We start from the raw sequence: 21890 nt of genomic DNA on the forward strand, positions 1-21890 counted from the left end.
TTTCGTTGTGTAAACAAGTTGAAAAAGTTACTCCGGCCAATCGTTTTACCGCTTTTTCTGTGACGATGATCACTGTACCATCGCCGCCCGACCTGCCACCCGGTCGCATTTCCCCCTGCGACGGCGCTGGCGTCACCCGATACATGCTGTCACCCGGAACGTGAATGACCCCAGGATGGGACCCGCCACTAACCTGTAGGTTTGTGGTCTGCGTGTCGCGTGGGTCGGCACCTCTCCCGCCGGATCGCCCGCGACGCCTGTCTGCAGACTTGCCATATGAAACTCCTCTCTTCATAGGTGCAAGATGACACTGTTATTGAGTCTGGTCGGTATGCTGGCCCTGATGTTTATCGCCTGGCTGGCGAGTGAAAACCGCCGAGCCATCCGCTGGCGAACCGTGCTGGGTGCGCTCGCCCTGCAAACCGGTTTTGCCGCGCTGGTGCTCTATTTCCCCCCCGGACAAATCATGCTCGGTGCCATGAGCAATGGCGTCTCCGCCCTGCTCGGCTTTGCCGACAGCGGCATCCGTTTCGTGTTTGGCGATCTCGCCAGCAACGGCTTTATCTTCGCCGTGCGGGTGCTGCCGCTGGTGATCTTTATCAGCGCACTGATCGCCGTGCTCTACCACTTCGGCATCATGCAGTGGGTGATCCGGGTATTGGGCGGCGCCATTCACCGCCTGCTCGGCACCAGCCGCGCCGAATCCCTGGTGGCCACCGGCAACATCTTCCTGTCGCAAGGTGAGTCACCGCTGCTTATTCGTCCCTTCCTTGCCGGTATGACCCGCTCTGAACTCTTTGCGGTGATGACCTGCGGCATGGCCTCGGTGGCGGGCTCGGTGCTGGGCGGTTACGCCGGTCTGGGGGTGGATCTGAAATACCTCATCGCCGCCTCCTTTATGGCGGCGCCGGGTGGCCTGCTGATGGCCAAACTCTTGGTGCCGGAGCAGCAGCAGGTGAGCGATCAGACCGAGATCACCCTCGACAAGAGCGACTACAGCAACGCCATCGACGCACTGGCGGGCGGCGCCATGGGCGGCATGAAGATCGCCGTGGCCATCGGCACTATCCTGCTCGCCTTTGTCAGCGTGATCACCATGATCAACGCCGGTCTCACCACCGTCGGCGAGTGGTTCGGCTGGGCCGATCTCTCCCTGCAGCAGCTGCTGGGTTATCTGTTTGCCCCGGTGGCCTGGCTGATTGGCGTGCCGGCCAGCGAGATGATGGCGGCAGGCTCCCTGATTGGTCAGAAGGTGATCATGAACGAGTTCGTCGCCTATCTGGACTTTGCCAATATCAAGGCCGATCTGAGCGCCCACACCCAGATCATCATCACCTTCGTGCTGTGCGGTTTCGCCAATCTGGGTTCCATCGCGGTGCAACTCGGCTCCATCGGCACCATGGCGCCGGAGCGCCGTCACGATGTGGCCAATATGGGCTTCAAGGCAGTGTTGGCGGCGACCCTCGCCAACCTGATGAGCGCCACCCTGGCCGGGATCTTTGTCTCCCTCTGATGAGATAAAACGAGGCTGCGCCAGTAAAAAAGCGCCCGCCCCATCTGGGGCGGGCGCTTTGCTTTATGGGCAGGGTGCTAGCGAGCGTTCGCTTCCCCCAGCCGTGGGTTGAGGGAGAGGATCCGGGTCTTGCTGACCCGGTGGCGATAGATCTCCCGCAGATAGAGCAGCGCCTTTTTCACCGACTCACGGCTGAGGCGAATATCGTTGATGGAGACGAACTTCTCTTTCTCGCGGATAAGCTCCCGATATTTCTTCTCATACATGGGCTTGATGGCGTACCAGTTGGTATCGAGGATCTTGGCCGGGTTCTCGAACTCGTTGAGCATGCTGTCGAGCAGCGCATCGTTCCACTCCTCATTGCAGATCATCTCGATCACCGCCTTGTCCAGATGCTCATCGAAGCGATAGTGATCCTTGGCAAAGCAGCGCTTGATAAAGGCCACGATCAGGGTCAGGAAGTCATCGCTCAGGCAGGGGCTCTTGACGATCAGGGTGGTGAGGGAGATGTTGGCCGACGCCCCGATGACCAGCGCATAGCGCTTGAGGGTGGTATTGGGGAAGAGCCCGTTGAGGTGAGACTTGAGCCGGTTGAGATCCATATAGGAGAGCTTGTACTCCTTGGGCAGGGAGATGATCGACACCACCGATGAGCAGTTCTTGAAGAAGTGCAGCTCGTTGAGGTGGGCCGGGTCATGGCCACTTTTCACATAGTCGTCCAGATATTCCCGATAGTTGCCCGCCTCGATGGGCAGCAGACTGATCCCCTCGATGGCCTGGGTCATCTTGTTGAAGTGGGGCAGCTCGATGGAACGGGTGAAGAGATCGTCCACATTGAGCCCGTCTTCCTTGTCAAACAGGCCGCCGGGGGGAGAGATGGACTCGGCATATGCCACCGCCACCGGCCCCGCCAGACTCATAAAGAGGTCGTTGGCATCGAGCCGAATGGTTTCGCTGATATCGATGCCCGCCCGGCGAAAGTAGTTCTCGTCGTAGTCGGTGGTGACGGCCTGAGCGGTAAGAATGTTGAAGATCTGCTGGGAAATGTACTGGTTGGCGTACTTCTCCATGGTGTTGACGTCAACGTGCTGGATCTCGCCATCGTCGCTCTCTTCGGCGTAGCGCATGATGTCGTTGGAGATCAGCATCATGGCATTCCAGGGCCTGATCCGCTTGAGCATGCTGGCATCGCACGCCTGCTCGTTGTCGAAGTGATAGGAGAAGTCCCACTCCTCGGCCAGGTATTTGCACAGCAGGCGCCCCGCGTTGATGTGCAGCGCTTCCGAGATCTCGATACCCCGATCACAGATATTGGGCAGGATGCAGATGCCGCTGGTGAAGATGGGATCGAACATGAAGTGTTCCCCGAGGGAGAGGTGTTCCTCCTCTTCTGACGGGGGCGAAAAGGTCTTGCTCATGTAGGAGTACTGCTGGGCCAGCCCGAACTCGGAGGCCATGCCGGAGCCGGTGCCGCCCCCGGCACTGAAGATGTAGAAATAGAGGCGGGACTGGTTGGCCTTGATGCCGCAGGAGTCGACCAGATAGGTATGAATGGCCTGCCACTCGGAGTTGGCGAAGTAGTGGGGGCTCTTGTTGAGGATGATCTTGGCCAGATACTGGCCCAGGATGGGGGCGTTACCCGCGCCTCCCGCGTGGATCTCCGACAAGTCCATCACCCGCATCTTGGCGTAGTCACGCAAGGAGCCACCTTCGCCGCTGCGATTGGAGTGACGGATGCGGCCATCGATGTCCTTGTCCAGATCCCCCAGCATCACCATGGGCTCGATCAGAAAGACCGGCCGGGCCCCGTTGTTTGGCAGTCGCAGGTTGCGCCGGATCCAGCTCACCGGGCCAAACTCCTTCTCCCGCTTGCGTTGCTCTTCACTGTTGAACTCATTGAGATAAAAGCTGCGGGCGTTGTAGACCAGCGAGGCCACATCCTGCGCGATGTTGGAGCCGCAGCGTCCCAGCCCCACCAGACAGACGGACGGAAAGTTGTGGGGCACGGCGGCGCCCGTTTCGCTCTCTCCGATGGCGGCCGGAAATACCGCGTGGCGCAGCTGCTCCAGATTGGCGAGAATGCGGGCCAGATCCCCTTCGGTGTAGTAGAGGTAACGGTTGCCTGCGTCCTGCTCATCATCCGTGTTGATAGGTAGCAGATCGATATGCTCGGTCATGAAAAAAGATCCCTCTTGGCGGCGAATGTATATAAATCAGCAGCTTTGCACTGCCCGCTAACTCTAGATGATAAAAAGCGGGGGCGCGGTGAGAGGAGGGTGAGAGTTGTGACTGTGTGATCATGGGCACAGCAACACCCCGCAAATCTGCCGGTACTCCTCAACGGACGGATTAGGTGACGGTGCCCCATTCCCCTGAAAAGGGGGACGACTGCACTCAATCATGTGTTGGCCGCGCGCCGGATCATCCCGCTCTGAGCGGACTGTTTCCCTTGCACTGGCGTGGTGGCGCATACATGAAAAAGAATTTTTAGATTGGTTTTAGCACTTCCAATCGATTATTTGATTGGGCAGTAACGGCATTAGCGGTGTCAGATTAGGGGAGCAGGTTGGCCAACGCGCCGTCAGCCAGTCTTTACGCGGTCACACAAGGAGACACTCTGATGGAAACACTTGACCAGAAAATCGACACCATGCGAGAAGCATTTATGCAGCAGGAGCGCAAACAGGCCCACGACAAGTGGCAAGCCAGGGTCGAAGAGCTGCTACAGATACGGGGTGAGGAGAGACAACCGGAGGAGCAGGAAGAGTAGTGCTCGCTCCCGGGCGAAAGTTGAGGTAGCGAACCCTTTGTATCGGCTACCCGTTATCTACCACCGATAAAAAAACCACCGGCATTTTGCAGGTCGGTGGTTTTTTATGGATAGCAGCTGATTGGGTACCCTCACTTCCGGGCCGAGCAATGGGGTCACATCCAGGGGCGTAGGGGCGCGACTACTTCGAATGGGTGACGGGCTTTTCGGAGAGCAACTCGTTAACGAGTCCTGCAGCCAGATGAATATTCGACTCCATCTTGTCGCCATCCACCGCATTCTCTTTCCACGATTCGGGGGCTTCGGGGTGTGGCCCGGAAACGGCCACCTTGCCTTTGCCGTATGAGCTGATCAGCGCGGCAATATGATGGTTTTGAAAATGGGCGATAACCTTGACCTGCTCGGGGCTTGGCACCGGCGTAAATTGCGGGCCAGCTTGGTAATACATCTGGCGCTCTTCACCAAGCCAGCTGATCGGGAAGATCCTGGCGCTAAAGTCGCCGTCATAATCATCGGATGTCGCAGGAACAAGGCCCAGCGCCGGCACAAAGCCCTCTTCTTCAGACCAGCCGGTGGATGCCACAAAGGCACCCCCACAGATCCCGAGGTAGCGGCCGCCGTTCTGCAAATAGGTTTTTAACGCCGAACGAGCGTCCGGGGTGAAGGCGTTGAGGAGCGGCTCAACATCGTCCTCAGTACCGCCAACGATAAACACCCTGGCATGATCGAGCTCTGCAGGCAGCGCCTCGATATTGGAGAGATACCTGACCGGCAAGCCCACCTGCCTGACCACATCTGCAATCGCTCTGGTGCTATCCCCATCAGAAACCGGCCCGTTATAGATCAGCGCATACGGCTCTTGCTGCGGCTGCGCAGAGGCGGCCTCTGCCATGCATCCTGTCATTAACCAAAGGCTGATAACGCTCGCAATCCGCATGACGCTTTTTGATACATTCATCGCTGCCACTATCCCTGTGATGTGAACCGAAGAGACTACTTATCACGATCCCGTTCTGCATGTCAGCCGCTGTTAAATGAACATTTCAAGTTAACGCGCCAACGCTGATTGGCGCTGCGTTTAGCTAACAGCGAACCAATACAGTGGGCGCACTTCACCTTCACTTCACCGAGCGGGGGTAGGGTAGGCTCATGTTTTCAGTTGGAGCTTCATTCTATGCCCACCATAGTCACCCACGCCGCCGCACCTCTCTGCCTTGGTCTCGGACTTGGCAGCCGCATTATCCCGCCGCGCCTGCTGCTGGCGGGGGTCGCCATCGCCATGCTGCCCGATGCTGATGTGCTCGCCTTCAAACTGGGAGTCGCCTACGGCCATGTCTTTGGCCACCGCGGCTTTACCCACTCGCTGCTGTTTGCTTTTGCCCTGCCCACCCTGGCCATGCTGTTTCACCGCCAATTTCGGGCCAGCGCCGCCACCGTCTGGTCATTTTTGCTGGTCTCTCTGCTTTCCCACAGCCTGCTTGATTCCCTCACCACTGGCGGCAAGGGGGTTGGCTGGCTCTGGCCGTGGCGTGACGAGCGTTTCTTTGCCCCCTGGCAGGTGATCCGTGTCGCCCCCTTCAAGCTGGAGGCCTATCTCACCGCCCGAGGTGAAGCGGTGATCCTCTCCGAGCTCTACTGGGTTTGGCTGCCGGGGGCTGTACTGATGCTGGTGTTGATGGGGTGGCGGGTGTGGGGAAGGGGGTCTAGGGGATATTGAGACTGGCGGCCAAGTGATGAAGATAGTCATAACTGTGCCACTGGAGGGCACAGAGGGCGAGCAGGGCTGATGCCCCCAAGGCACCCTGATCTCGGTGTCGGAGCAATACACGCAATGCATGTATTATGCAGAGACCCAGACTCACCAGATATATGAGGGCTAACGCCACTTCAATTAAATCCGATATACCGTAGGGATCATTCGGATTGTGATAAAGCAGGTCATAGCCAAAGGCGCGAAATCCGAGTCTGATCAGATACAGGGAAAAGCAGAGTGTGGACAGTTGTTTTATTTTTCGGCTGATTTCTGTCATGCAACGTCTCAAATATTCCAACACTGATTTTGGGGGCTGAGATGCAGCAGAGCTGGGACATCCATCATTTTGAATGTTGGCTATGTTATGCCTTGTTCAGAAAGGTGGGTGTCCCTGATTTGAGATTTATGTTTTGTCCAGAAAGATGAGCGTTCTAAATTTTGGGGGCCTGATTTAGTGGTTTTGCAATAGAGTTACTTGGTGCATAAGAACGAATAACATTATTTTCACCACTGCTGTATGGCGATTTTTTATAGTCTGAGTGTTTTTTAACTTGAGTAAATTTTGTTCCTTTTAGTTCGAGTGCTGACCAACACTCCTGAGCTCCAGCACCATTGCAGTAGCTACCGTGTAGAGCAAGTATTAGTTGATCTCTACCGCTTTGTTTCTTCCAAGTATGTTCTTGAACTGCAAGTTCACTGTCAAAGGCTATATCCCATTGACCATTTTGTGTTTTAATAAATACGACTAATGGCGTGCCTGCACTACCTCCCAGATAGCAATGTTCACCGTCCTTTTGTGCTGCACCAATATCTAATACGATAATATCATTGCCATCGACCATTTTATGGTAGAGAAATCTTGAATCGTCGATATATTGGTTTGGATAGATTTTCCAGTCATCTAACTTAAGATTGCTACATTCTGTGTAGGCGAGTTGTTCTTTTACCTTTTCTCGGACGATTTGTGGTACTTCTAAGGCTTGCGCGATACCGGGTAATAGCATAATAATAAAAGATATTACTTTGTTCACTTTATTTCCTTTGTTGGTGATTATAATGGGAATTTGAATTTCCTAACTCTCGCGTAATAGGCAGGAAATGCCAAAAAAGCTGAGGCCCTTATTTCGTGTTTTTTGTGATCAGAAAGGTGGACATCCTAATTTTTCACTCGTCTATAATACCATGTTGCTCCAAATAACTAATACCTTGTGTTGTAATGCTTAATTTCTCATTGGAGTACCAGGTTAGTAGGTTTTGATTGCATGCTTGTTCAATGTACTTATCAAGCGTAAATCTATGCATAGATACGTTTAGTATAAGAGATTTATACCATATATAGTCATACTCTCTTCCTTCATAGCATCTAGCTACAGCTTTCATCACTTCTTTAACGCCATCAGCTGATCTATCTGGTCTAGCACTTTCCATTGGTTTGAATGGATTTTCACCGATTGCTGGCTTTTCATATAGCGGGGCATTTAGCAGTGTTCTAAGTAAATCGTCAAAACTATATTCAATATCTGAATTGTTAGAGAAATTGATATATATCTTCGATTTTAAAAACGTTGGACGATAATCAGTTCCTGACTGTCGAATAATTGGTATAACTTTACGGCTATCAATTTTTGATAACAACGAGGATGTCATAATCATTTTTTCATAGCCAACACCACCTTCTCCAGCATTAGCTTTTTCAACATATTTCTCAGTACATATCATAAGAATGTAGTCAGCTGCTTCTAGCTGTGTTTCCATGAAATGGGGTAAATCATCTCCTGGTTTCAAATCCCATTGGTCTAAGACTGCATCAATTCCTCGATTTCTAAGTGTGGTTGCAAAATCTAAAACCCACTCTTTATGTGGGGCTGTATCATGTGAGTATGAAATAAAAGCTCTTGGTGGATTCATTGTCTATCCTGAGGTTTAAACTCGATGCAGTTAGATTTTTCCCTTCACAGGGGAAACGATAAAGCCATCTGCCTTTAGAACTGTGACGCTAGTGCTCTCGCGGTCTGGTTTTAAATATAGAGCATCAGGGGTGCGTAGGACTAGCCATTGCTTGACCGCCTTGTGTCCTTCTACTGGTGAAAATATCTGCTTTGGTTCACTGACTTCAACCATCATTCCCCCAACTTTCATTTGTGCTAATGCGCTAGCAGTGAACTCAGCTGTCGGCTTAGGGGCAAGGATAGGAAGTAGTAGGAGAATTGCCGCCACGCCCAAAGGTGCCCACCAAAATCGAGCCTTGCCCTTTACTCCGCTGGAAAGCCAAAAATACAGATATCCAGCAATGGCTAGGGTGAAGATGATCATTGCGCCGATCAGTACCCATCGGGAGGTGACGTAAGCCACCAGAAGGAAATACGTAAGGAACAACGCGTTGAGTAAAGCGATTAGCCAAAGCATCCACTTTTCAGCTTTTGCGGCAAATAAAATCGCTGCACCGAAAAAACCAAATGAAAGAACTAGATAGTTAACAAAAATATTGCTGGCCAATACACCAAATGCATGTGACTCACTCGTAAAAAGTTCGTACGCGAAGAAGCCTTCTGTTCTCATGTAAACGATCATGCACAGAGATGGGATTGCTGCCACCGTAGCTGAAAGAACTGTTGAGGCCCCCAAGTATTTGATCAGGGGCTCCGCATTGGCAGAAATTGTGCCCTGATTCTCTTTGATTGCAGAAACGATTGCTGTTCTGAAAACCAAAACTAGCATCAGTATGACTATCCCGAGTTCCATGATCGGCTCCAGAAATTTAACAGTAATTAGATAGAAGGCGCTACTAATCAGATAGCAGAGCCTTACATATAACTCCGCTCTGTCCTGATAGTCGCCACGAAAAGTTTAAATTAAATAAAGGTATTATCAGTCATCCTTTGATGCTTGAACGTATTCGGTTTCCCCTTGTTTCTGCCATTGCCACTGTATAAAAAGCTGTTTGGGAGTCAGTTATGGGCAGCGTCGCCAAACCCCGTCTGAGTTCACAGGTCAGGACAGTGATGCGTTTGCATCACTACAGCATCCGTACTGAAAAGTCCTACTGGTACTGGATCCGCAATTTCATACGTTTTAATCAACTGCGACACCCACAAGAACTCGGTGCCATTGAGGTCAATACCATTCTAACTTGGCTTGTTTGTCTCTTCAGGCAAGGCTACCGCCCCTGAGTTTCAGCCCCCAGCCCGCTGCTTTTCACCCGTGAGATAGCAACAATTACTACCATGACACTCTCCCTGGAGATGAATTGTCGTTTGGCTATTTTAAGGGGTCTGATCGAGACTTGGGAAGAGGGGGGTGAGAAAAATCTTAGCTGGTTCAACCAATTAGTGATTGGCTGCTGTTGTAAGTGAGTTTTTGGGTTCGTAGGGAATGTAGAAGTTCCCCTCACCCCAACCCTCTCCCAAGGGGAGAGAGTGCTTGTTCACTATTGCACGGTAGCCTCAGGCGGACACGGTTTTGATCCCCTCTTATTCGCTGAGGCGAGTCCTCTTGTCCAGGCAGCGAGGCAGGATGCCGAGCGAGCGGCACTGGGCCATAGGCAAAATCGGGAGAGGGCGAGCACCGCTCGACCCGATTTGGCGCGAGAACACGGATGTGCGAAGCGGGCTTTGGGCGAAGCCACGGACGGCGGAGGCCAAAGGCCCATCGGCGCGTGCCGTTGGACAAGAGGATGAGCCGAAGGTACCCGACGTCAGTCGGGCGAATAAGCGGGGAGAAGACCTTTGGTGTGATTTGCTAAAGAGAGCGGGTCTTTCCAAAGTCACTCGCCCAGGCCCGAAGGGCGGGCGAAACCCCGTCGAAGGCGGCGCCCTCGTGTCCTGCGTGGCGAAGCCGCGCCATAGCATCAGCATCAATTCCGCGAACGTCTGATTACGCTTCGCTAATCAGACCTACAAGGGTGGCACCAACCAGGGATGGTGGATAACAAAAGGGAGCCCGCTTGGGCTCCCTTGCTTGTCATGGGGGTGGGCGTTTGACTGAACGCTTAGCGCAGGGTCGCGGCCTTCATCCCTTCCACAAACTCTTTCAGGCGGGTGAGCATGTGCTCCGGATTCTGGTGGTGGGTCTCGATGATTTTCACCACGGCAGAGCCGGAGATGGCACCGGCGGCGCCAGCGGCGATGGCCTCACGCACCTGAGCCGGTTCGCTGATGCCAAAGCCGAGCAGGGCGGGGGGGGCGTTGAACTCGCGCAGGGTATTGATCAGCCCCTCCACCGGCATGCCAGCCTTGGTCTCGGCACCGGTGACACCGGCGCGGCTCACCAGATAGGTGTAACCATTGCCGAGCTCCGCCACCTGTTTCAGGGTCTCGGCGTCGCCATTGGGCGGGGCGATAAAGATGCTGTCGATGCCGAACTTGTCGGCGGCCGCCTTGTAGGGGGCGCACATCTGCACCGGCACGTCGGCGACCAGCACCGAATCCACGCCTGCCTGCTGGCACTTCTCGTAGAAGCCGTCAATTTTGCGCACATAGACCAGGTTGGCGTAGACCAGAAGGCCAATGGGCAGCTGCGGGTACTTGGCGCGGATGCGGCCAAGCAGCTCGAAGCAGTCGTCCGGGGTGGTGTGGCTGGCAAAGGCGCGCAGGGCGGCGCCCTGAATGGTGGGGCCATCCGCCACCGGATCGGAGAAGGGAATGCCGAGCTCGAGGGCATCGGCGCCCCCTTCCACCAGCGCATCGACGATGGCCAGCGAGAGTTCAGGAGTCGGGTCACCCAGCATCACGAACGGCACAAAGGCGCCCTGATTGGCTTCATCCAGACGGGAGAAGAGTTGTGCGTAACGGTTCATGACAAGGTTCCTTCTTTCTCGAAAATGTCGGCAACGGTGAAGATATCTTTGTCGCCACGGCCGGAGAGGTTGACGATGAGCACCTGCTCTTTTTCCGGTTCACTGCGGGCCATCTTGAGGGCGTGGGCCAGCGCGTGGGAGGACTCCAGCGCTGGTATGATGCCTTCGGATTTGGCCAGCTCCTGGAAGGCGTCCAGCGCCTCCTTGTCGGTCACCGAGGGGTACTCGGCGCGGCCGATGGCGGCCAGATGGGCGTGCTGCGGGCCGACGGAGGGGAAGTCGAGCCCCGCCGAAACGGAGTAGGACTCCTGAATCTGGCCCTGATTGTCCTGCATCAGGTAGGAGTGCATGCCAAAGAAGACCCCCTTGCTGCCGTGACCGAGCGGCGCACCGTGCTCGCCACTCTCGATACCGTGACCACCCGGCTCGACCCCGATCAGGCGCACCGACGGCTCATCGATAAAGTCGGCAAACATGCCGATGGCATTCGACCCGCCGCCGACGCAGGCGATCACCGCATCGGGCAGTCGCTCCTCCTTCTCGAAGCACTGGGCCTTGGCCTCTTCGCCGATCATCTTCTGGAACTCCCGCACGATAGTGGGGAAGGGGTGCGGGCCAGCGGCGGTGCCGAGCAGGTAGTGGGCCGACTCGTAGTTGGCAGCCCAGTCGCGCAGCGCCTCGTTGCAGGCATCTTTCAGGGTGCTGGAGCCGGAGTGCACTGGAATAACGGTGGCGCCCATCAGCTTCATGCGAAAGACGTTGGGCTTCTGGCGCTCGCAATCCTTGGCACCCATATAGACCCGGCACTTGAGGCCGAGCAGGGCGCAGGCCAGCGCAGTGGCCACACCGTGCTGACCGGCACCGGTCTCGGCGATGATCTCGCTCTTGCCCATCCGCTTGGCCAGCAGCGCCTGACCCAGCACCTGGTTGGTCTTGTGGGCGCCGCCGTGCAGCAGATCTTCACGCTTGAGATAGAGGCGGGTCTTGGTGCCCTTGGTCAGATTGCGGGTGAGGGTGAGCGGGGTCGGGCGACCGGCATACTCGGTCAGCAGGGACTGAAACTCGGCGATAAAGGCCGGGTCATCCTTGGCATCGACGAAGGCTTTCTCCAGCTGGAGCAGGGCCGGGATAAGGATTTGGGGTACATACATACCGCCAAATTCACCGAAAAACGGGTTGAGCAGGGTCATGGCTTCTTCCTTGTATTAGCTAAATCGAAACATCAAAAAGGGTTGCGTTACAGGTTGCGCAGTGCGCCGAAGGCGGCTGCAATCTTGTGCGCATCCTTCTGGCCCGGGGCACTCTCCACCCCGGAGTTGAAATCAAGGCCGAGGCAGCCGACTTGCGCCGCCTGCAGGGCGTTGTCGGGATTAAGGCCGCCCGCCAGCATCAGTTTGCTCTTGTCGAGCGTGGCCAGCATGGCCCAGTCAAATGCCTGACCGGTGCCGCCGCTCTGGCTGCCTACTTTGGTATCGAGAAGCAGGCGATCGGCCGGGTAGTTGAGGGCGGGCAGCGGCTCGCAACTTTCCTTGCCAAGAGAGATTCCGACCGCTTTCCAGATCTGGCAGCCAGTCGGCAGCAGCGGGCGCAAGGTATCGATATAGGCGGCATCCTCATCCCCATGCAGCTGGACTGCGGCGAGCCCCAGCGCATCCACCGTCTTGGCGATGGTGGCGGGCTGGGCGTTGCGAAAAACCCCGACGTAAGAGAGCGGCGCACCCGCCATCACGGCGCGGGCGGCGGGGATGTCCACATAGCGCGGGCTTTTGGCCACAAAAATCAGGCCGCCAAATACCGCACCCGCCTGATGGGCTGCGGCGGCATCTTCGGCACGGGTCAGGCCGCACACCTTGTTCTGACCCAGTACCAGCTTGCGCACAGCCGCTTCCAGATCCGGCTCGGCCATCAATGACGAGCCCACCAGAAAGCCTTTGGCGTGGTGGCGCAGATCCGCCACCTGAGCGCGGTGGTTGATACCGGACTCGCTGATCACCACCCGATCGCTCGGAATATCTTTGGCCAGCTGTTTGGTGCGGGCGAGATCGACGCTCAGGTCGCGCAGATCCCGGTTGTTGATGCCGATGACCGGCGCACCCAGCGCGATGGCGCGGGTCAGCTCCTCCTCGTTGCTCACCTCGGTGAGTACGCCCAGACCCAGCTCCTTGGCCACCGCGAACAGGGCACGATACCCCTCGTCGGTGAGCACCGAGAGCATCAAGAGGATGGCGTCCGCCTGATAGTGGCGGGCCAGATAGACCTGATAGGGGTCAATCATGAAATCCTTGCAGAGCACCGGCTGGCTGACGCGGCTGCGCACCCGCGGCAGGAAGGCGAAATCCCCCTGAAAGAACTTCTCGTCGGTCAGCACCGAGATGGCGGTGGCGTATTTGCCATAGATGTCGGCGATTGCCTCCGGGCTGAAATCGTCGCGGATCAAGCCCTTGGAGGGGGAGGCCTTCTTGCACTCCAGAATAAAGCGGGTGGAGCCCGCCTTGAGCGCGCCGACGAAATCCCGATCGCTTGGGGCCAGCGCGCTCTGGAAGCTCTCCAGCGGTTGGGTCAGCTTGCGGGCGGCAACCCACTCCTGTTTGGCCGCCACGATCTTGCCGAGAATGGTCTGGCTGATGGAGGCCATGTTCAGAAAAGCATGGGGGGCAATAAGGTCTGACATCTCGTTATCCTTGCGAAACTGGCTCTTGCCCTGCGGGCGTTCTGAATGACTGCTGTGCGACGTGGTGGCTGACATCATGCCTCCTGATGGCCCGCTTCCTGATGGCTCAGAGTAGCCAGCCGGGCGGCCAGATCCGCAGCCTTGCCGCTTGCCAGCACCGCCAGCACCTCGGCCGCCGCGCTCTTGAGATCCTTCGCCTTGCCCGCCATCAGCAGCAGCGGTGCCACGTTGGCGGCGATGGCGGCGTTGTGGGCCGGGGTGCCACGCCCTTCCAGAATGGCGGCGGTGATGGCGCGGTTCTCTTCAGGCTCACCACCCTGAATGGCGCTGACCGGATAGGTCTCGAGGCCAAAGTCAGCCGGGGTGATCATAAATTCGCGGATCTCGCCGTCACGGATCTGGGCCACCTGGGTCGGGCCGTGGATGGCAATTTCATCCAGCCCGGCACCGTGCACCACCATACCGGTTTTCAGCCCCAGTGCCAGCAGGGTTTCTGCGATGGGACGCACCAGCTCGGGGGCATAGACCCCCATCAGCTGATAGGTGGGGCGAGCGGGGTTGATAAGCGGCCCCAGCACGTTGAACAGGGTGCGGGTCTTGAGGGCTTGGCGCACAGGCATGGCATGGCGCACCCCGGCGTGGTACTGGGGGGCGAACAGGAAGCAGATGCCGAGCTCATCGAGGCAGCGGCGCGCCTGCGCCGGGCTCATGTCGAGCTTGATGCCCATTTTGTCGAGCAGATCGCTCGAACCCGACTTGCTCGAAACCGAACGGTTGCCGTGCTTGGCCACTTTCAGGCCGCAGGCGGCGGCGACCAGCGCCGAGGTGGTGGAGACGTTGATGGTGTTGAGGCCATCGCCACCGGTGCCGACGATGTCGCAAAACTCGTAATCCGGACGCGGGAAGCCGCGCGCTTCTGCCAAGAGGGCCTCGGCGGCGCCAGCGATCTCCTCCGGGGTCTCTCCCTTGATCTTGAGGGCGGTCAGCAGGCTGGCGAGCACGATGGGGTCCACTTCGCCACGTACCACCTGACCGAAGGCGTCGCGGGTACTTTCACGGCTCAGAGACTGACCCTGATAGAGGGTGTTGAGATGTTGATGCATGTTGGTCTCCTTACCGCACACTGCTTTCTGGACGGGTGATATGGGCGAGCGCCTGGGTCAGCAGACGGGCCCCTTCCGAGGTCATGATGGATTCGGGATGGAACTGGAAGCCCAGCACCCGCTCATCCTGCTGCTCGATGGCCATGGGCATGCCCTGATAGTGGGCAATCACCGTCAGCTCTTCCGGTACATAGGTAGCGACCAGCGAGTGGTAACGGGCTACCGGCAGCGGGCTCGGCAGACCGGCGAAGGCGCCGTGGCCGTTGTGTTCAATCAGGGAACGCTTGCCGTGGACGATTTCGCCCGCCGCACCGACGGTGCCGCCGTAGGCTTCGCACAGGGCCTGATGACCGAGGCAGATGCCGAGGATGGGCACCTGACCGCGGGCCAGCTTGATCAGATCAATCAGGCAGCCCGCCTCGTGGGGGGCGCCCGGGCCCGGCGAGAGCACCAGCACGGCGTCCCCTTCACAGGCGGCGATCTCGCTCATGATGCGGCTGGCCGGCAGGCTGTTGCGGTAGATCCGCACCGGATAGCCGAGGGAACGGAACTGATCCACCAGGTTGTAGGTAAAGGAGTCGAAGTTGTCGAGCAGGAAAATGTTAGTCATGGCTCACGTCCTTATGTTGCTCCTGCTGGGCGCTCAGGGCTTGCAGGGAGGTGCCATGGCTGGCGGCGATGGCAGCCAGCACGGCGGCTGCCTTGGCGCGGGTTTCGTCCGCTTCGGCTTGCGGCTTGGAGTCATAGACCACCCCTGCACCGGCCTGCACATGGGCCACGCCATCTTTGACAAACGCCGAGCGAATGACGATGCAGGTATCCATCTCGCCGGCACCGTTGATGTAGCCGACCGCGCCGCCGTAGCTGCCGCGGCGCTTGCCTTCCACCATGCGAATAAGCTCGCTGGCGCGGATCTTGGGGGCGCCGGTGAGGGTGCCCATGTTCATGCAGGCCTGATAGGCGTGCAGGGCGTCAAGGTCAGAGCGCAAGGTGCCCACCACCTTGGAGACCAGATGCATCACGTGGCTGTAGCGATCCACTTTCAGCAGCTCCTTGACGTAGCGGGTGCCGGGCTCCGAGATGCGGGCGATGTCGTTGCGGCCCAGATCCACCAGCATCAGGTGCTCGGCCACCTCTTTCTCGTCCTGACGCAGCTCCAGCTCGATGCGGCCATCGAGATCCCGGTTGATGCTGCCATCCGGGTTGAAGCCGCGGCGGCGGGTACCGGCGATGGGGTACATCTCCACGTCGCGGCTGGCGGCGCAGAATTTCACCGCGCTCTCCGGCGAGGCGCCAAACAGGGTGAAGCCCTCATCCTGCACGTAGAACATGTAGGGGCTGGGGTTGGTCTGTTTGAGGCGGCGATAGGCGGCCAGGGGGCTCGGGCAGGGCAGGGAGAAGCAGCGGGACGGCACCACCTGGAAGATGTCGCCACGGCGGATAAAGCCCTTGAGCTTCTCCACCTCGGCGCAGAACTGCTTGTCGCTCTTGTCCACGCTCATGCCACCGGTCAGGGGCTGGGTGGTCAGCTCGGCGCAGAGGGGTTGCTGGCAAATCTGTTTGAAGTCGGTGAGCCGTTCGGTCAGGCGGGTGTATCTGTCTTCCACCAGGCTCTCGTCGCTGTCGCCGCCAAAGATGCAGGCCAGCAGTTGAGTGGTGCGTTCGATATGGTCGATGGTGATCAGGGTTTCGGCCACATAGAAGCAGTAGTCGGGGCAGTCGTTGCTCCCTTCCGGCACGTCGGGCAGATCTTCAAAAGAGGCGATCAGGTCGTAGGCGAAGCTGCCGGCCATAAACAGTGCCTCTTTACCCAACTGGCAATCGAGCTCTCGCTGCAGGGTGCGCAGCACGTCCAGCACGCTGCTCCCCTTGAGGCGGGAATCTTCGTCCAGCTCCCGATCGGAGGCCAGGAAGTCGAGTTGCAATTCGCCATCTACCAGCGAGCGAGCCACCACCGCAGGCAGCCGCTCGGCCAGCAGGCTCTGCAACTGGGCACCGTTGTCATTGAGGCTGCGAACCCGCACGGTGCGACCACGGCACTCGATGCGCAGGCAGGCATCCACCAGCAACAGGCTCTGTTTACCCGCCTTGGAGTCGATCTCCACCGATTCCAGCAGCAGGTTGTTGGGGCGGCCCTGACAGAGGCGGGTATAGAGCGCCAGTGGGTAGGCCACATAGGGGGCGTTGAGCTTGAGGGTATCGAATTCACCCAGAGGAAGGCGATGTGTGGCTGTCATAGTGCGTTCCCTTGCGTGTGATGCGTGTTACCGATGTTCATGACGTTGAATTCCTTGAAAATTTAATGGGTCCGGGGTGGCTGGTTCAGGGGCGCCATCGCCAGGTCAGCTTGCTTGTCTGAATTCTCGGTTTCATCACAGGTCCATTTGCCGGATAATAAAAAAGCCCGCTGGGGTCAGCGGGCTTTTTCTTTGGGTTCTTAATTTGCTGTCAGATTACAGGTACAGCAACGACCACACGCCCGCATGTCAGGGAGTGTGCCACCACCAGATGGTCAGGATGGAAGTCGTTTGCATGATAAAGTCCTGTAAAAAGATGTTTGCAATGAAGTGCCTACAGAAAACGATAAAGCCGCGGCCAAGTCAAGTCGCTTTTTAGCCTTCTTTCACCGATTTGCCATGAATGGTGACCTGACCACGAGAGCGGAATAACCTGATGAGATTCGATCTTCACTGCCATACCACTGCCTCCGACGGGGTGCTGAGCCCAGCCGAACTGGTGCGCCGCGCCGCCGAAAAACAGGTCGAAGTGTTAGCAGTTACTGACCACGACACCCTCGCCGGGCTTGATGAGGTGCGTCGCACTATCGAAGCTGAGCAACTGCCGCTGCGACTGGTGAGCGGGGTCGAGATCTCCACCGGCTGGGAGCACCATGAGATCCATATCGTGGCGCTGGGGGTGGATGAAAAAAATCCGCAGCTGTTGGATTTTCTGGCCGGTCAGCTGGCACGCCGTGAGGCGCGCGCGCTGGAAATCGGGCGTCGTCTGGAGAAGTGCCTCATCCACGGCACCTATGAAGAGGCCAAACAGCTCGCCGGTGATGCTGCCGTGACCCGCGCCCACTTTGCCCGGGTGCTGGTGGCACGCGGGGTGGCCGACAACATGCAGAAGGTATTCAAAAAGTACCTGAGCCGTGGCAATAAAGGGTATGCCCCGGCCGAGTGGCCCGAGATGAGCAAAGCCATCGCTGCCATTCACGCCGCGGGTGGGCTGGCGGTGCTGGCCCACCCCAGCCGTTACGATCTCACCGCCAAGTGGATCAAGCGGCTGCTGGTGGCTTTCAAGGCGGCCGGTGGCGATGCCATGGAGGTCTCATTGCCTCAGCAGAGCCCGCAGGAGCGGGCCAATCTGGGCCAGTGGGCCAAGGATCACGACCTCTATATTTCGGTGGGATCGGATTTTCACTTCCCCTCCAACTGGACCGAGCTGGGCCGCCACCTCTGGCTGCCCAAAGAGGGGATGCCCGTCTGGCTGGCCTATCCCGGTCACTTCGGGCTCACCACCGAACAGCATGCCGAGCTGCTGGCAAGCCGGTAACGGCGCCAGCGAAATAGGGAACAAGCCGGGCAAGAGGGGATTCCCATAGTGTGGTTGGCCTATCCCGGTCACTTCGGGCTCACCACCGAGCAACATGCCGAGCTGCTGGCGAGTCGGTAACGGCATCAGCGAAGCGGCCACAAACAGGTTAAGGTAGTGTCATGGGTCTTTGGCCCGTGACCATACGAGCGGGCAGGTATTGCTGCCCCCATTGCGAGAACAAGCTATGAGTCAGCATTTTTACGTACATCCGGAAAACCCCCAGGCCCGTCTGATCGGTCAGGCGGTACAGATCATCCAGAACGGCGGCGTGATCGTCTATCCGACCGACTCCGGTTATGCGCTGGGTTGCCAGATGGGTGACAAGGGCGCGCTGGAGCGCATCTGTCGTATCCGTCGCCTCGATGCCAGCCACGACTTCACCCTGGTGTGCCGCGATCTCTCCGAGATCTCCACCTACGCCAAGGTCGACAACAGCGCGTTTCGCCTGATCAAGAACAACACCCCGGGCGCCTACACCTTCATCTTCAAGGCGACCAAAGAGGTGCCGCGCCGCCTGATGAACGAGAAGAAGAAGAGCATCGGCATCCGGGTGCCGGACAACAAGATTGCCCAGGCGCTCTTGGAAGCCCTCGGCGAGCCGCTGCTCTCCACCACATTGATCCTGCCGGAGTCCGAGATGGCCGAGTTCGACCCGGAAGAGATCTTCGACAAGCTGGGCAAGCAGATCGATCTGGTGGTCAACGGCGGTTATCTGGGCGAGCAGCCCACCACAGTGGTCGATTTCTCTGACGACGAGCCGGTATTGCGTCGTCGCGGCGCCGGAGACCCGACCCCGTTTGAGTGATGTCGCTGAACCGGTGACTGTTCCTTCCGCCGAGACGGGGACTGGCGCCGCACTACCCATCGCGAAAGTCCTGGGGCAGCCCTATCACGAGCTGCCCCAGGACCTGTTCATCCCGCCCGATGCGCTGGAGGTGTTCCTCGATACCTTCGAGGGGCCGCTCGATCTGCTGCTTTACCTCATCCGGCGTCAGCAGCTCGATATCCTCAACCTGCCGATCCTGCAGATCACAGCCCAGTACATGGAGTACGTGGAGCTGATGCAGGGGCTCAACCTTGAGCTGGCGGCCGAATATCTGCTGATGGCGGCCTGGCTGGCGGAGATCAAATCCCGCCTGCTGCTGCCCAAGGCGCCGGAGCTGGAGGATGAAGAGGAGGGAGAAGACCCGCGGGTGACCCTTATTCGCCGCCTGCAGGAGTACGAGCGCTACAAGGTCGGTGCGGAGCGGGTCAATGAGTTGCCAAGGGTGGAGCGGGAGATTTATATCGCAGCCGCCCTGCCCCCCGATTTTGGCGCCCTCAAGCCACTGGCGCCCGATGTTTCGCTGGTTGAGCTCGCCCTTTACATGCAAAGTGTGGTAAAACGCGCGACTCATTTCGAACATCACCAGATCCGCCGCGAGCAGATCCCGACCCGGGTGCGCATGGCGGAGATCCTCGCCATGCTCACCCTGGGGCAGACCCTGCGCCTTGAGCAGGTGCTGCGCGTTGAAGAGGGGCGCATGGGGGTACTGGTGACGTTTCTGGCCCTGCTGGAGCTGTGCAAGGAGCAACTGATCTGGATCCTGCAGGCAGAACCCCTTGGCCCAATCCATTTCGCATTGGCCGAGCAGAGCGAGGAGGGCAACCGTGGCGCTGCCCACTGAACGACTCAAGACCCTGATCGAAGCGGCGCTGTTTGTGGCCGGTCGTCCGCTCAATGTCAGCGAGCTGAAAACCAGCGTGCTGGCCGATTATCCGGTGACCAGTCGCTATGTTCAGCTGCTGTTGGCCGAGATCAGGCAAGATTACAGCTCGCGAGGCGTCGAACTCAAGGAGGTCGCCTCCGGCTGGCGCTTTCAGGCGCGTCAGGAGTATGCCGAGGAGCTCTCAAGGCTCTGGAGTGAGCGGGCGCCGCGCTATTCCCGCGCCGTGATGGAGACGCTGACCCTGATCGCCTATCGCCAACCCATCACCCGGGCCGAGATCGAAGCGATCCGCGGGGTGGCGGTGTCGAGCCAGATAGTGAATACCTTGAAAGAGCGTGGCTGGGTGCGCAGCATTGGCCACAAAGAGGTGGCCGGTCGCCCCGAACTGCTCGCCACTACCAGAGAGTTTCTGGATTACTTTAATCTGCAGAGTCTGGAGCAGCTCCCCGAGCTGGATCCGGAGCTGCAACCCCTGTTGCCCTCTGCGGTGGACGGGGAGAGCGATGCCCGGTGAATGGCGCCCAAGTGTGCCGATGTCACCGAGATATACATTTTTCAACTGTGGCAAACGCTCCAACCGGCGTTTGTTACAGTTAACCCCGTTGCCCCTATTACCTGTGGGCAGCGATCAACAATCAGGTAACCCCGATGAGTGAAAAACTGCAAAAAGTGTTGGCCCGCGCGGGTCACGGCTCCCGTCGTGAGATGGAGGCCCTGATCACCGCAGGTCGGGTCAGTGTGGATGGCAAGGTCGCCACACTGGGGGATCGCGTCGAAGTGAACGCCGTGATCCGGGTGGATGGTCACCAGGTCAAGACCCGTGCCGCAGAGGAAGTGATCTGCCGCGTACTGGCTTACCACAAGCCGGAAGGGGAGATGTGTACCCGTCACGATCCGGAAGGTCGTCCCACCGTGTTTGATCGTCTGCCCAAGATGGAAGGTGCCCGCTGGATCGCGGTCGGCCGCCTCGACGTCAACACCTCAGGTCTGCTGCTGTTCACCACCGACGGTGAGCTGGCCAACCGTCTGATGCACCCGAGCCACGAAGTGGAGCGGGAATACGCGGTGCGTGTCTTTGGCGAGATCACCGAAGCCATGCTGCAGCGTCTGCGCAAGGGCGTGCAGCTGGAAGATGGCACCGCCAAGTTCAACAAGATCAAACCGGCTGGCGGTGAGGGTCTGAACCAGTGGTTCAACGTCACCCTGACTGAAGGTCGCAACCGTGAAGTGCGCCGCCTGTGGGAATCCCAGGAAGTGCAGGTGAGCCGCCTGATGCGTATCCGCTACGGCGACGTCAAGCTGGACCGCGGCATCCCGCGCGGCGGCTGGCAAGAGCTGAAACTGCCGGAAGTGAACTACCTGCGCGGTCTGGTCAACCTGCCGCCGGAGACCGAATCCAAGGTCGATCTGCAGCAAGATGGCAAAACCAGCCGCCACAAGCAGGCCGCCCAGATCCGTCGCGCCGTGCAGCGTCACAAAGAGATGCAGGGCAAAGAGCCCCGTGCCCGCGCCACCACCGCCCGTCGCAAGCCGCAAGCCTCTACCCGCAACTCCGGTACCGGCAGCAAGTAAGCGCCGTTTGCCAGTGACGCACACTGATAGACGTGCAAACTTGCCCAAAAGCCCGTACCAACTGGTGCGGGCTTTTTTATATCCTTAACAATATAACTACCTGGCCAAATAAATATTTATTTGGGTTTTTATCAATAAGGCCGCTTATTTGTTGATCCAAACAGGAAAACGTTTTTCTTGTTTCGTGGTTATTTTTTGTGGCTCAGTTAACAGATAAACGATTCTTTTTTATTCACAACTCCGGATGGATTGGTGAATAATAGGTCAGGGTTCCAAGCGCAGCTTTTCATGCCGGATGCATGCGTTGCTTACGCTGGCAAATAAATCAATATAACTATTTCGGGTTGTTCAGGCTGATGATCTCTTTTCAATTGCGCCCTGTATTGGCAGGGGGCATGTTTTTATTA

At 57.8% G+C, this 21890-nt stretch carries 20 protein-coding genes; 9 read left to right on the forward strand and 11 right to left on the reverse strand.

Features of this window, described 5'->3' with window-relative positions:
- Positions 1 to 304: 304 nt before the first annotated feature.
- On the forward strand, positions 305 to 1513 hold the full coding sequence (locus tag I6L34_RS17165; RefSeq protein ID WP_216955049.1) for a NupC/NupG family nucleoside CNT transporter: 1209 nt from the start codon (positions 305 to 307) through the stop codon (positions 1511 to 1513).
- Positions 1514 to 1590: 77 nt separating this feature from the next.
- On the opposite strand, the gene I6L34_RS17170 is transcribed toward I6L34_RS17165, so the two are convergent.
- A complete protein-coding gene (locus tag I6L34_RS17170) occupies positions 1591 to 3690 on the reverse strand; it encodes a hypothetical protein (RefSeq protein WP_042080991.1) in 2100 nt (699 codons plus the stop codon).
- A 443-nt stretch (positions 3691 to 4133) separates the two neighbouring features.
- On the opposite strand from I6L34_RS17170, the gene I6L34_RS17175 reads away from it, so the two are divergent.
- Entirely contained in the window at positions 4134 to 4283 is a 150-nt protein-coding gene (locus I6L34_RS17175; RefSeq protein WP_005338159.1) for a hypothetical protein, read from the forward strand.
- A gap of 181 nt (positions 4284 to 4464) precedes the next feature.
- Here the strand turns inward: I6L34_RS17175 and I6L34_RS17180 are convergent, their stop codons facing one another.
- Positions 4465 to 5241 (reverse strand): BPL-N domain-containing protein, encoded by a 777-nt coding sequence (locus tag I6L34_RS17180; protein ID WP_216955050.1) that lies wholly within the window; start codon positions 5239 to 5241, stop codon positions 4465 to 4467.
- A gap of 216 nt (positions 5242 to 5457) precedes the next feature.
- On the opposite strand from I6L34_RS17180, the gene I6L34_RS17185 reads away from it, so the two are divergent.
- Positions 5458 to 6000, forward strand: coding sequence for a metal-dependent hydrolase (locus I6L34_RS17185; protein WP_216955051.1), 543 nt, complete (start codon positions 5458 to 5460; stop codon positions 5998 to 6000).
- A 467-nt stretch (positions 6001 to 6467) separates the two neighbouring features.
- Here I6L34_RS17185 and I6L34_RS17190 read toward each other — a convergent pair whose 3' ends face one another.
- From I6L34_RS17190 to I6L34_RS17200, 3 genes are all read right to left on the reverse strand, one after another.
- On the reverse strand, positions 6468 to 7067 hold the full coding sequence (locus tag I6L34_RS17190; protein WP_216955052.1) for a hypothetical protein: 600 nt from the start codon (positions 7065 to 7067) through the stop codon (positions 6468 to 6470).
- A gap of 133 nt (positions 7068 to 7200) precedes the next feature.
- Complete coding sequence (locus I6L34_RS17195; protein ID WP_216955053.1) at positions 7201 to 7944, reverse strand: toll/interleukin-1 receptor domain-containing protein; 744 nt, start codon at positions 7942 to 7944, stop codon at positions 7201 to 7203.
- 30 nt (positions 7945 to 7974) lie between these two features.
- Complete coding sequence (locus I6L34_RS17200) at positions 7975 to 8778, reverse strand: hypothetical protein (protein ID WP_216955054.1); 804 nt, start codon at positions 8776 to 8778, stop codon at positions 7975 to 7977.
- A 260-nt stretch (positions 8779 to 9038) separates the two neighbouring features.
- On the opposite strand from I6L34_RS17200, the gene I6L34_RS17205 reads away from it, so the two are divergent.
- The gene (locus I6L34_RS17205; protein WP_254202978.1) at positions 9039 to 9206 is read left to right on the forward strand and encodes a phage integrase N-terminal SAM-like domain-containing protein; all 168 of its coding nucleotides are present in this window, start codon (positions 9039 to 9041) and stop codon (positions 9204 to 9206) included.
- Positions 9207 to 10024: 818 nt separating this feature from the next.
- On the opposite strand, the gene trpA is transcribed toward I6L34_RS17205, so the two are convergent.
- The 6 genes from trpA to I6L34_RS17235 are packed head-to-tail and all read right to left on the reverse strand — an operon-like array spanning position 10025 to position 16842.
- Positions 10025 to 10831, reverse strand: coding sequence for a tryptophan synthase subunit alpha (gene trpA, locus I6L34_RS17210; RefSeq protein ID WP_139411126.1), 807 nt, complete (start codon positions 10829 to 10831; stop codon positions 10025 to 10027).
- Entirely contained in the window at positions 10828 to 12021 is a 1194-nt protein-coding gene (gene trpB, locus I6L34_RS17215) for a tryptophan synthase subunit beta (protein ID WP_005347359.1), read from the reverse strand. The genes trpA and trpB overlap by 4 nt, the downstream gene beginning before the upstream one ends.
- A 47-nt stretch (positions 12022 to 12068) precedes the next feature.
- Positions 12069 to 13577, reverse strand: coding sequence for a bifunctional indole-3-glycerol-phosphate synthase TrpC/phosphoribosylanthranilate isomerase TrpF (trpCF, locus tag I6L34_RS17220; protein WP_216956935.1), 1509 nt, complete (start codon positions 13575 to 13577; stop codon positions 12069 to 12071).
- The gene (trpD, locus tag I6L34_RS17225) at positions 13577 to 14605 is read right to left on the reverse strand and encodes an anthranilate phosphoribosyltransferase (protein WP_216955055.1); all 1029 of its coding nucleotides are present in this window, start codon (positions 14603 to 14605) and stop codon (positions 13577 to 13579) included. The genes trpCF and trpD overlap by 1 nt, the downstream gene beginning before the upstream one ends.
- A gap of 10 nt (positions 14606 to 14615) precedes the next feature.
- A complete protein-coding gene (locus I6L34_RS17230) occupies positions 14616 to 15215 on the reverse strand; it encodes an aminodeoxychorismate/anthranilate synthase component II (RefSeq protein WP_005359135.1) in 600 nt (199 codons plus the stop codon).
- On the reverse strand, positions 15208 to 16842 hold the full coding sequence (locus tag I6L34_RS17235) for an anthranilate synthase component 1 (RefSeq protein WP_216955056.1): 1635 nt from the start codon (positions 16840 to 16842) through the stop codon (positions 15208 to 15210). The genes I6L34_RS17230 and I6L34_RS17235 overlap by 8 nt, the downstream gene beginning before the upstream one ends.
- Before the next feature lie 436 nt (positions 16843 to 17278).
- Here I6L34_RS17235 and I6L34_RS17240 point away from each other — a divergent pair, with 436 nt between their 5' ends.
- The 5 genes from I6L34_RS17240 (at position 17279) to rluB (ending at position 21483) form a co-directional block, all read left to right on the forward strand.
- Complete coding sequence (locus tag I6L34_RS17240; RefSeq protein WP_216955057.1) at positions 17279 to 18160, forward strand: PHP domain-containing protein; 882 nt, start codon at positions 17279 to 17281, stop codon at positions 18158 to 18160.
- A gap of 226 nt (positions 18161 to 18386) precedes the next feature.
- On the forward strand, positions 18387 to 19007 hold the full coding sequence (locus I6L34_RS17245; protein WP_033137085.1) for an L-threonylcarbamoyladenylate synthase: 621 nt from the start codon (positions 18387 to 18389) through the stop codon (positions 19005 to 19007).
- On the forward strand, positions 19000 to 19869 hold the full coding sequence (locus tag I6L34_RS17250) for a ScpA family protein (protein ID WP_075115673.1): 870 nt from the start codon (positions 19000 to 19002) through the stop codon (positions 19867 to 19869). The genes I6L34_RS17245 and I6L34_RS17250 overlap by 8 nt, the downstream gene beginning before the upstream one ends.
- Positions 19853 to 20425, forward strand: coding sequence for an SMC-Scp complex subunit ScpB (gene scpB, locus I6L34_RS17255; RefSeq protein WP_075115674.1), 573 nt, complete (start codon positions 19853 to 19855; stop codon positions 20423 to 20425). Before I6L34_RS17250 ends, scpB begins: the two co-directional genes overlap by 17 nt.
- 134 nt (positions 20426 to 20559) lie before the next feature.
- Positions 20560 to 21483, forward strand: a complete 924-nt coding sequence (gene rluB, locus I6L34_RS17260) for a 23S rRNA pseudouridine(2605) synthase RluB (RefSeq protein WP_005347347.1) — start codon at positions 20560 to 20562, stop codon at positions 21481 to 21483.
- The last annotated feature ends 407 nt before the right edge of the window (positions 21484 to 21890 follow it).

Source organism: Aeromonas sp. FDAARGOS 1404 (assembly GCF_019047085.1).
GTDB classification, from domain to species: domain Bacteria; phylum Pseudomonadota; class Gammaproteobacteria; order Enterobacterales; family Aeromonadaceae; genus Aeromonas; species Aeromonas veronii.

Coding starts and splice junctions, on each gene's coding strand:
- I6L34_RS17200 (WP_216955054.1), bottom strand. CDS start 8,778: ATGGAACTCGGGATAGTCATACTGATGCTAGTTTTGGTTTTCAGAACA.
- I6L34_RS17235 (WP_216955056.1), bottom strand. CDS start 16,842: ATGACAGCCACACATCGCCTTCCTCTGGGTGAATTCGATACCCTCAAG.
- I6L34_RS17205 (WP_254202978.1), top strand. CDS start 9,039: ATGCGTTTGCATCACTACAGCATCCGTACTGAAAAGTCCTACTGGTAC.
- trpB (WP_005347359.1), bottom strand. CDS start 12,021: ATGACCCTGCTCAACCCGTTTTTCGGTGAATTTGGCGGTATGTATGTA.
- I6L34_RS17175 (WP_005338159.1), top strand. CDS start 4,134: ATGGAAACACTTGACCAGAAAATCGACACCATGCGAGAAGCATTTATG.
- trpA (WP_139411126.1), bottom strand. CDS start 10,831: ATGAACCGTTACGCACAACTCTTCTCCCGTCTGGATGAAGCCAATCAG.
- I6L34_RS17230 (WP_005359135.1), bottom strand. CDS start 15,215: ATGACTAACATTTTCCTGCTCGACAACTTCGACTCCTTTACCTACAAC.
- trpCF (WP_216956935.1), bottom strand. CDS start 13,577: ATGTCAGCCACCACGTCGCACAGCAGTCATTCAGAACGCCCGCAGGGC.
- I6L34_RS17185 (WP_216955051.1), top strand. CDS start 5,458: ATGCCCACCATAGTCACCCACGCCGCCGCACCTCTCTGCCTTGGTCTC.
- I6L34_RS17165 (WP_216955049.1), top strand. CDS start 305: ATGACACTGTTATTGAGTCTGGTCGGTATGCTGGCCCTGATGTTTATC.
- trpD (WP_216955055.1), bottom strand. CDS start 14,605: ATGCATCAACATCTCAACACCCTCTATCAGGGTCAGTCTCTGAGCCGT.
- I6L34_RS17180 (WP_216955050.1), bottom strand. CDS start 5,241: ATGAATGTATCAAAAAGCGTCATGCGGATTGCGAGCGTTATCAGCCTT.
- I6L34_RS17170 (WP_042080991.1), bottom strand. CDS start 3,690: ATGACCGAGCATATCGATCTGCTACCTATCAACACGGATGATGAGCAG.
- I6L34_RS17245 (WP_033137085.1), top strand. CDS start 18,387: ATGAGTCAGCATTTTTACGTACATCCGGAAAACCCCCAGGCCCGTCTG.
- I6L34_RS17195 (WP_216955053.1), bottom strand. CDS start 7,944: ATGAATCCACCAAGAGCTTTTATTTCATACTCACATGATACAGCCCCA.
- I6L34_RS17240 (WP_216955057.1), top strand. CDS start 17,279: ATGAGATTCGATCTTCACTGCCATACCACTGCCTCCGACGGGGTGCTG.
- rluB (WP_005347347.1), top strand. CDS start 20,560: ATGAGTGAAAAACTGCAAAAAGTGTTGGCCCGCGCGGGTCACGGCTCC.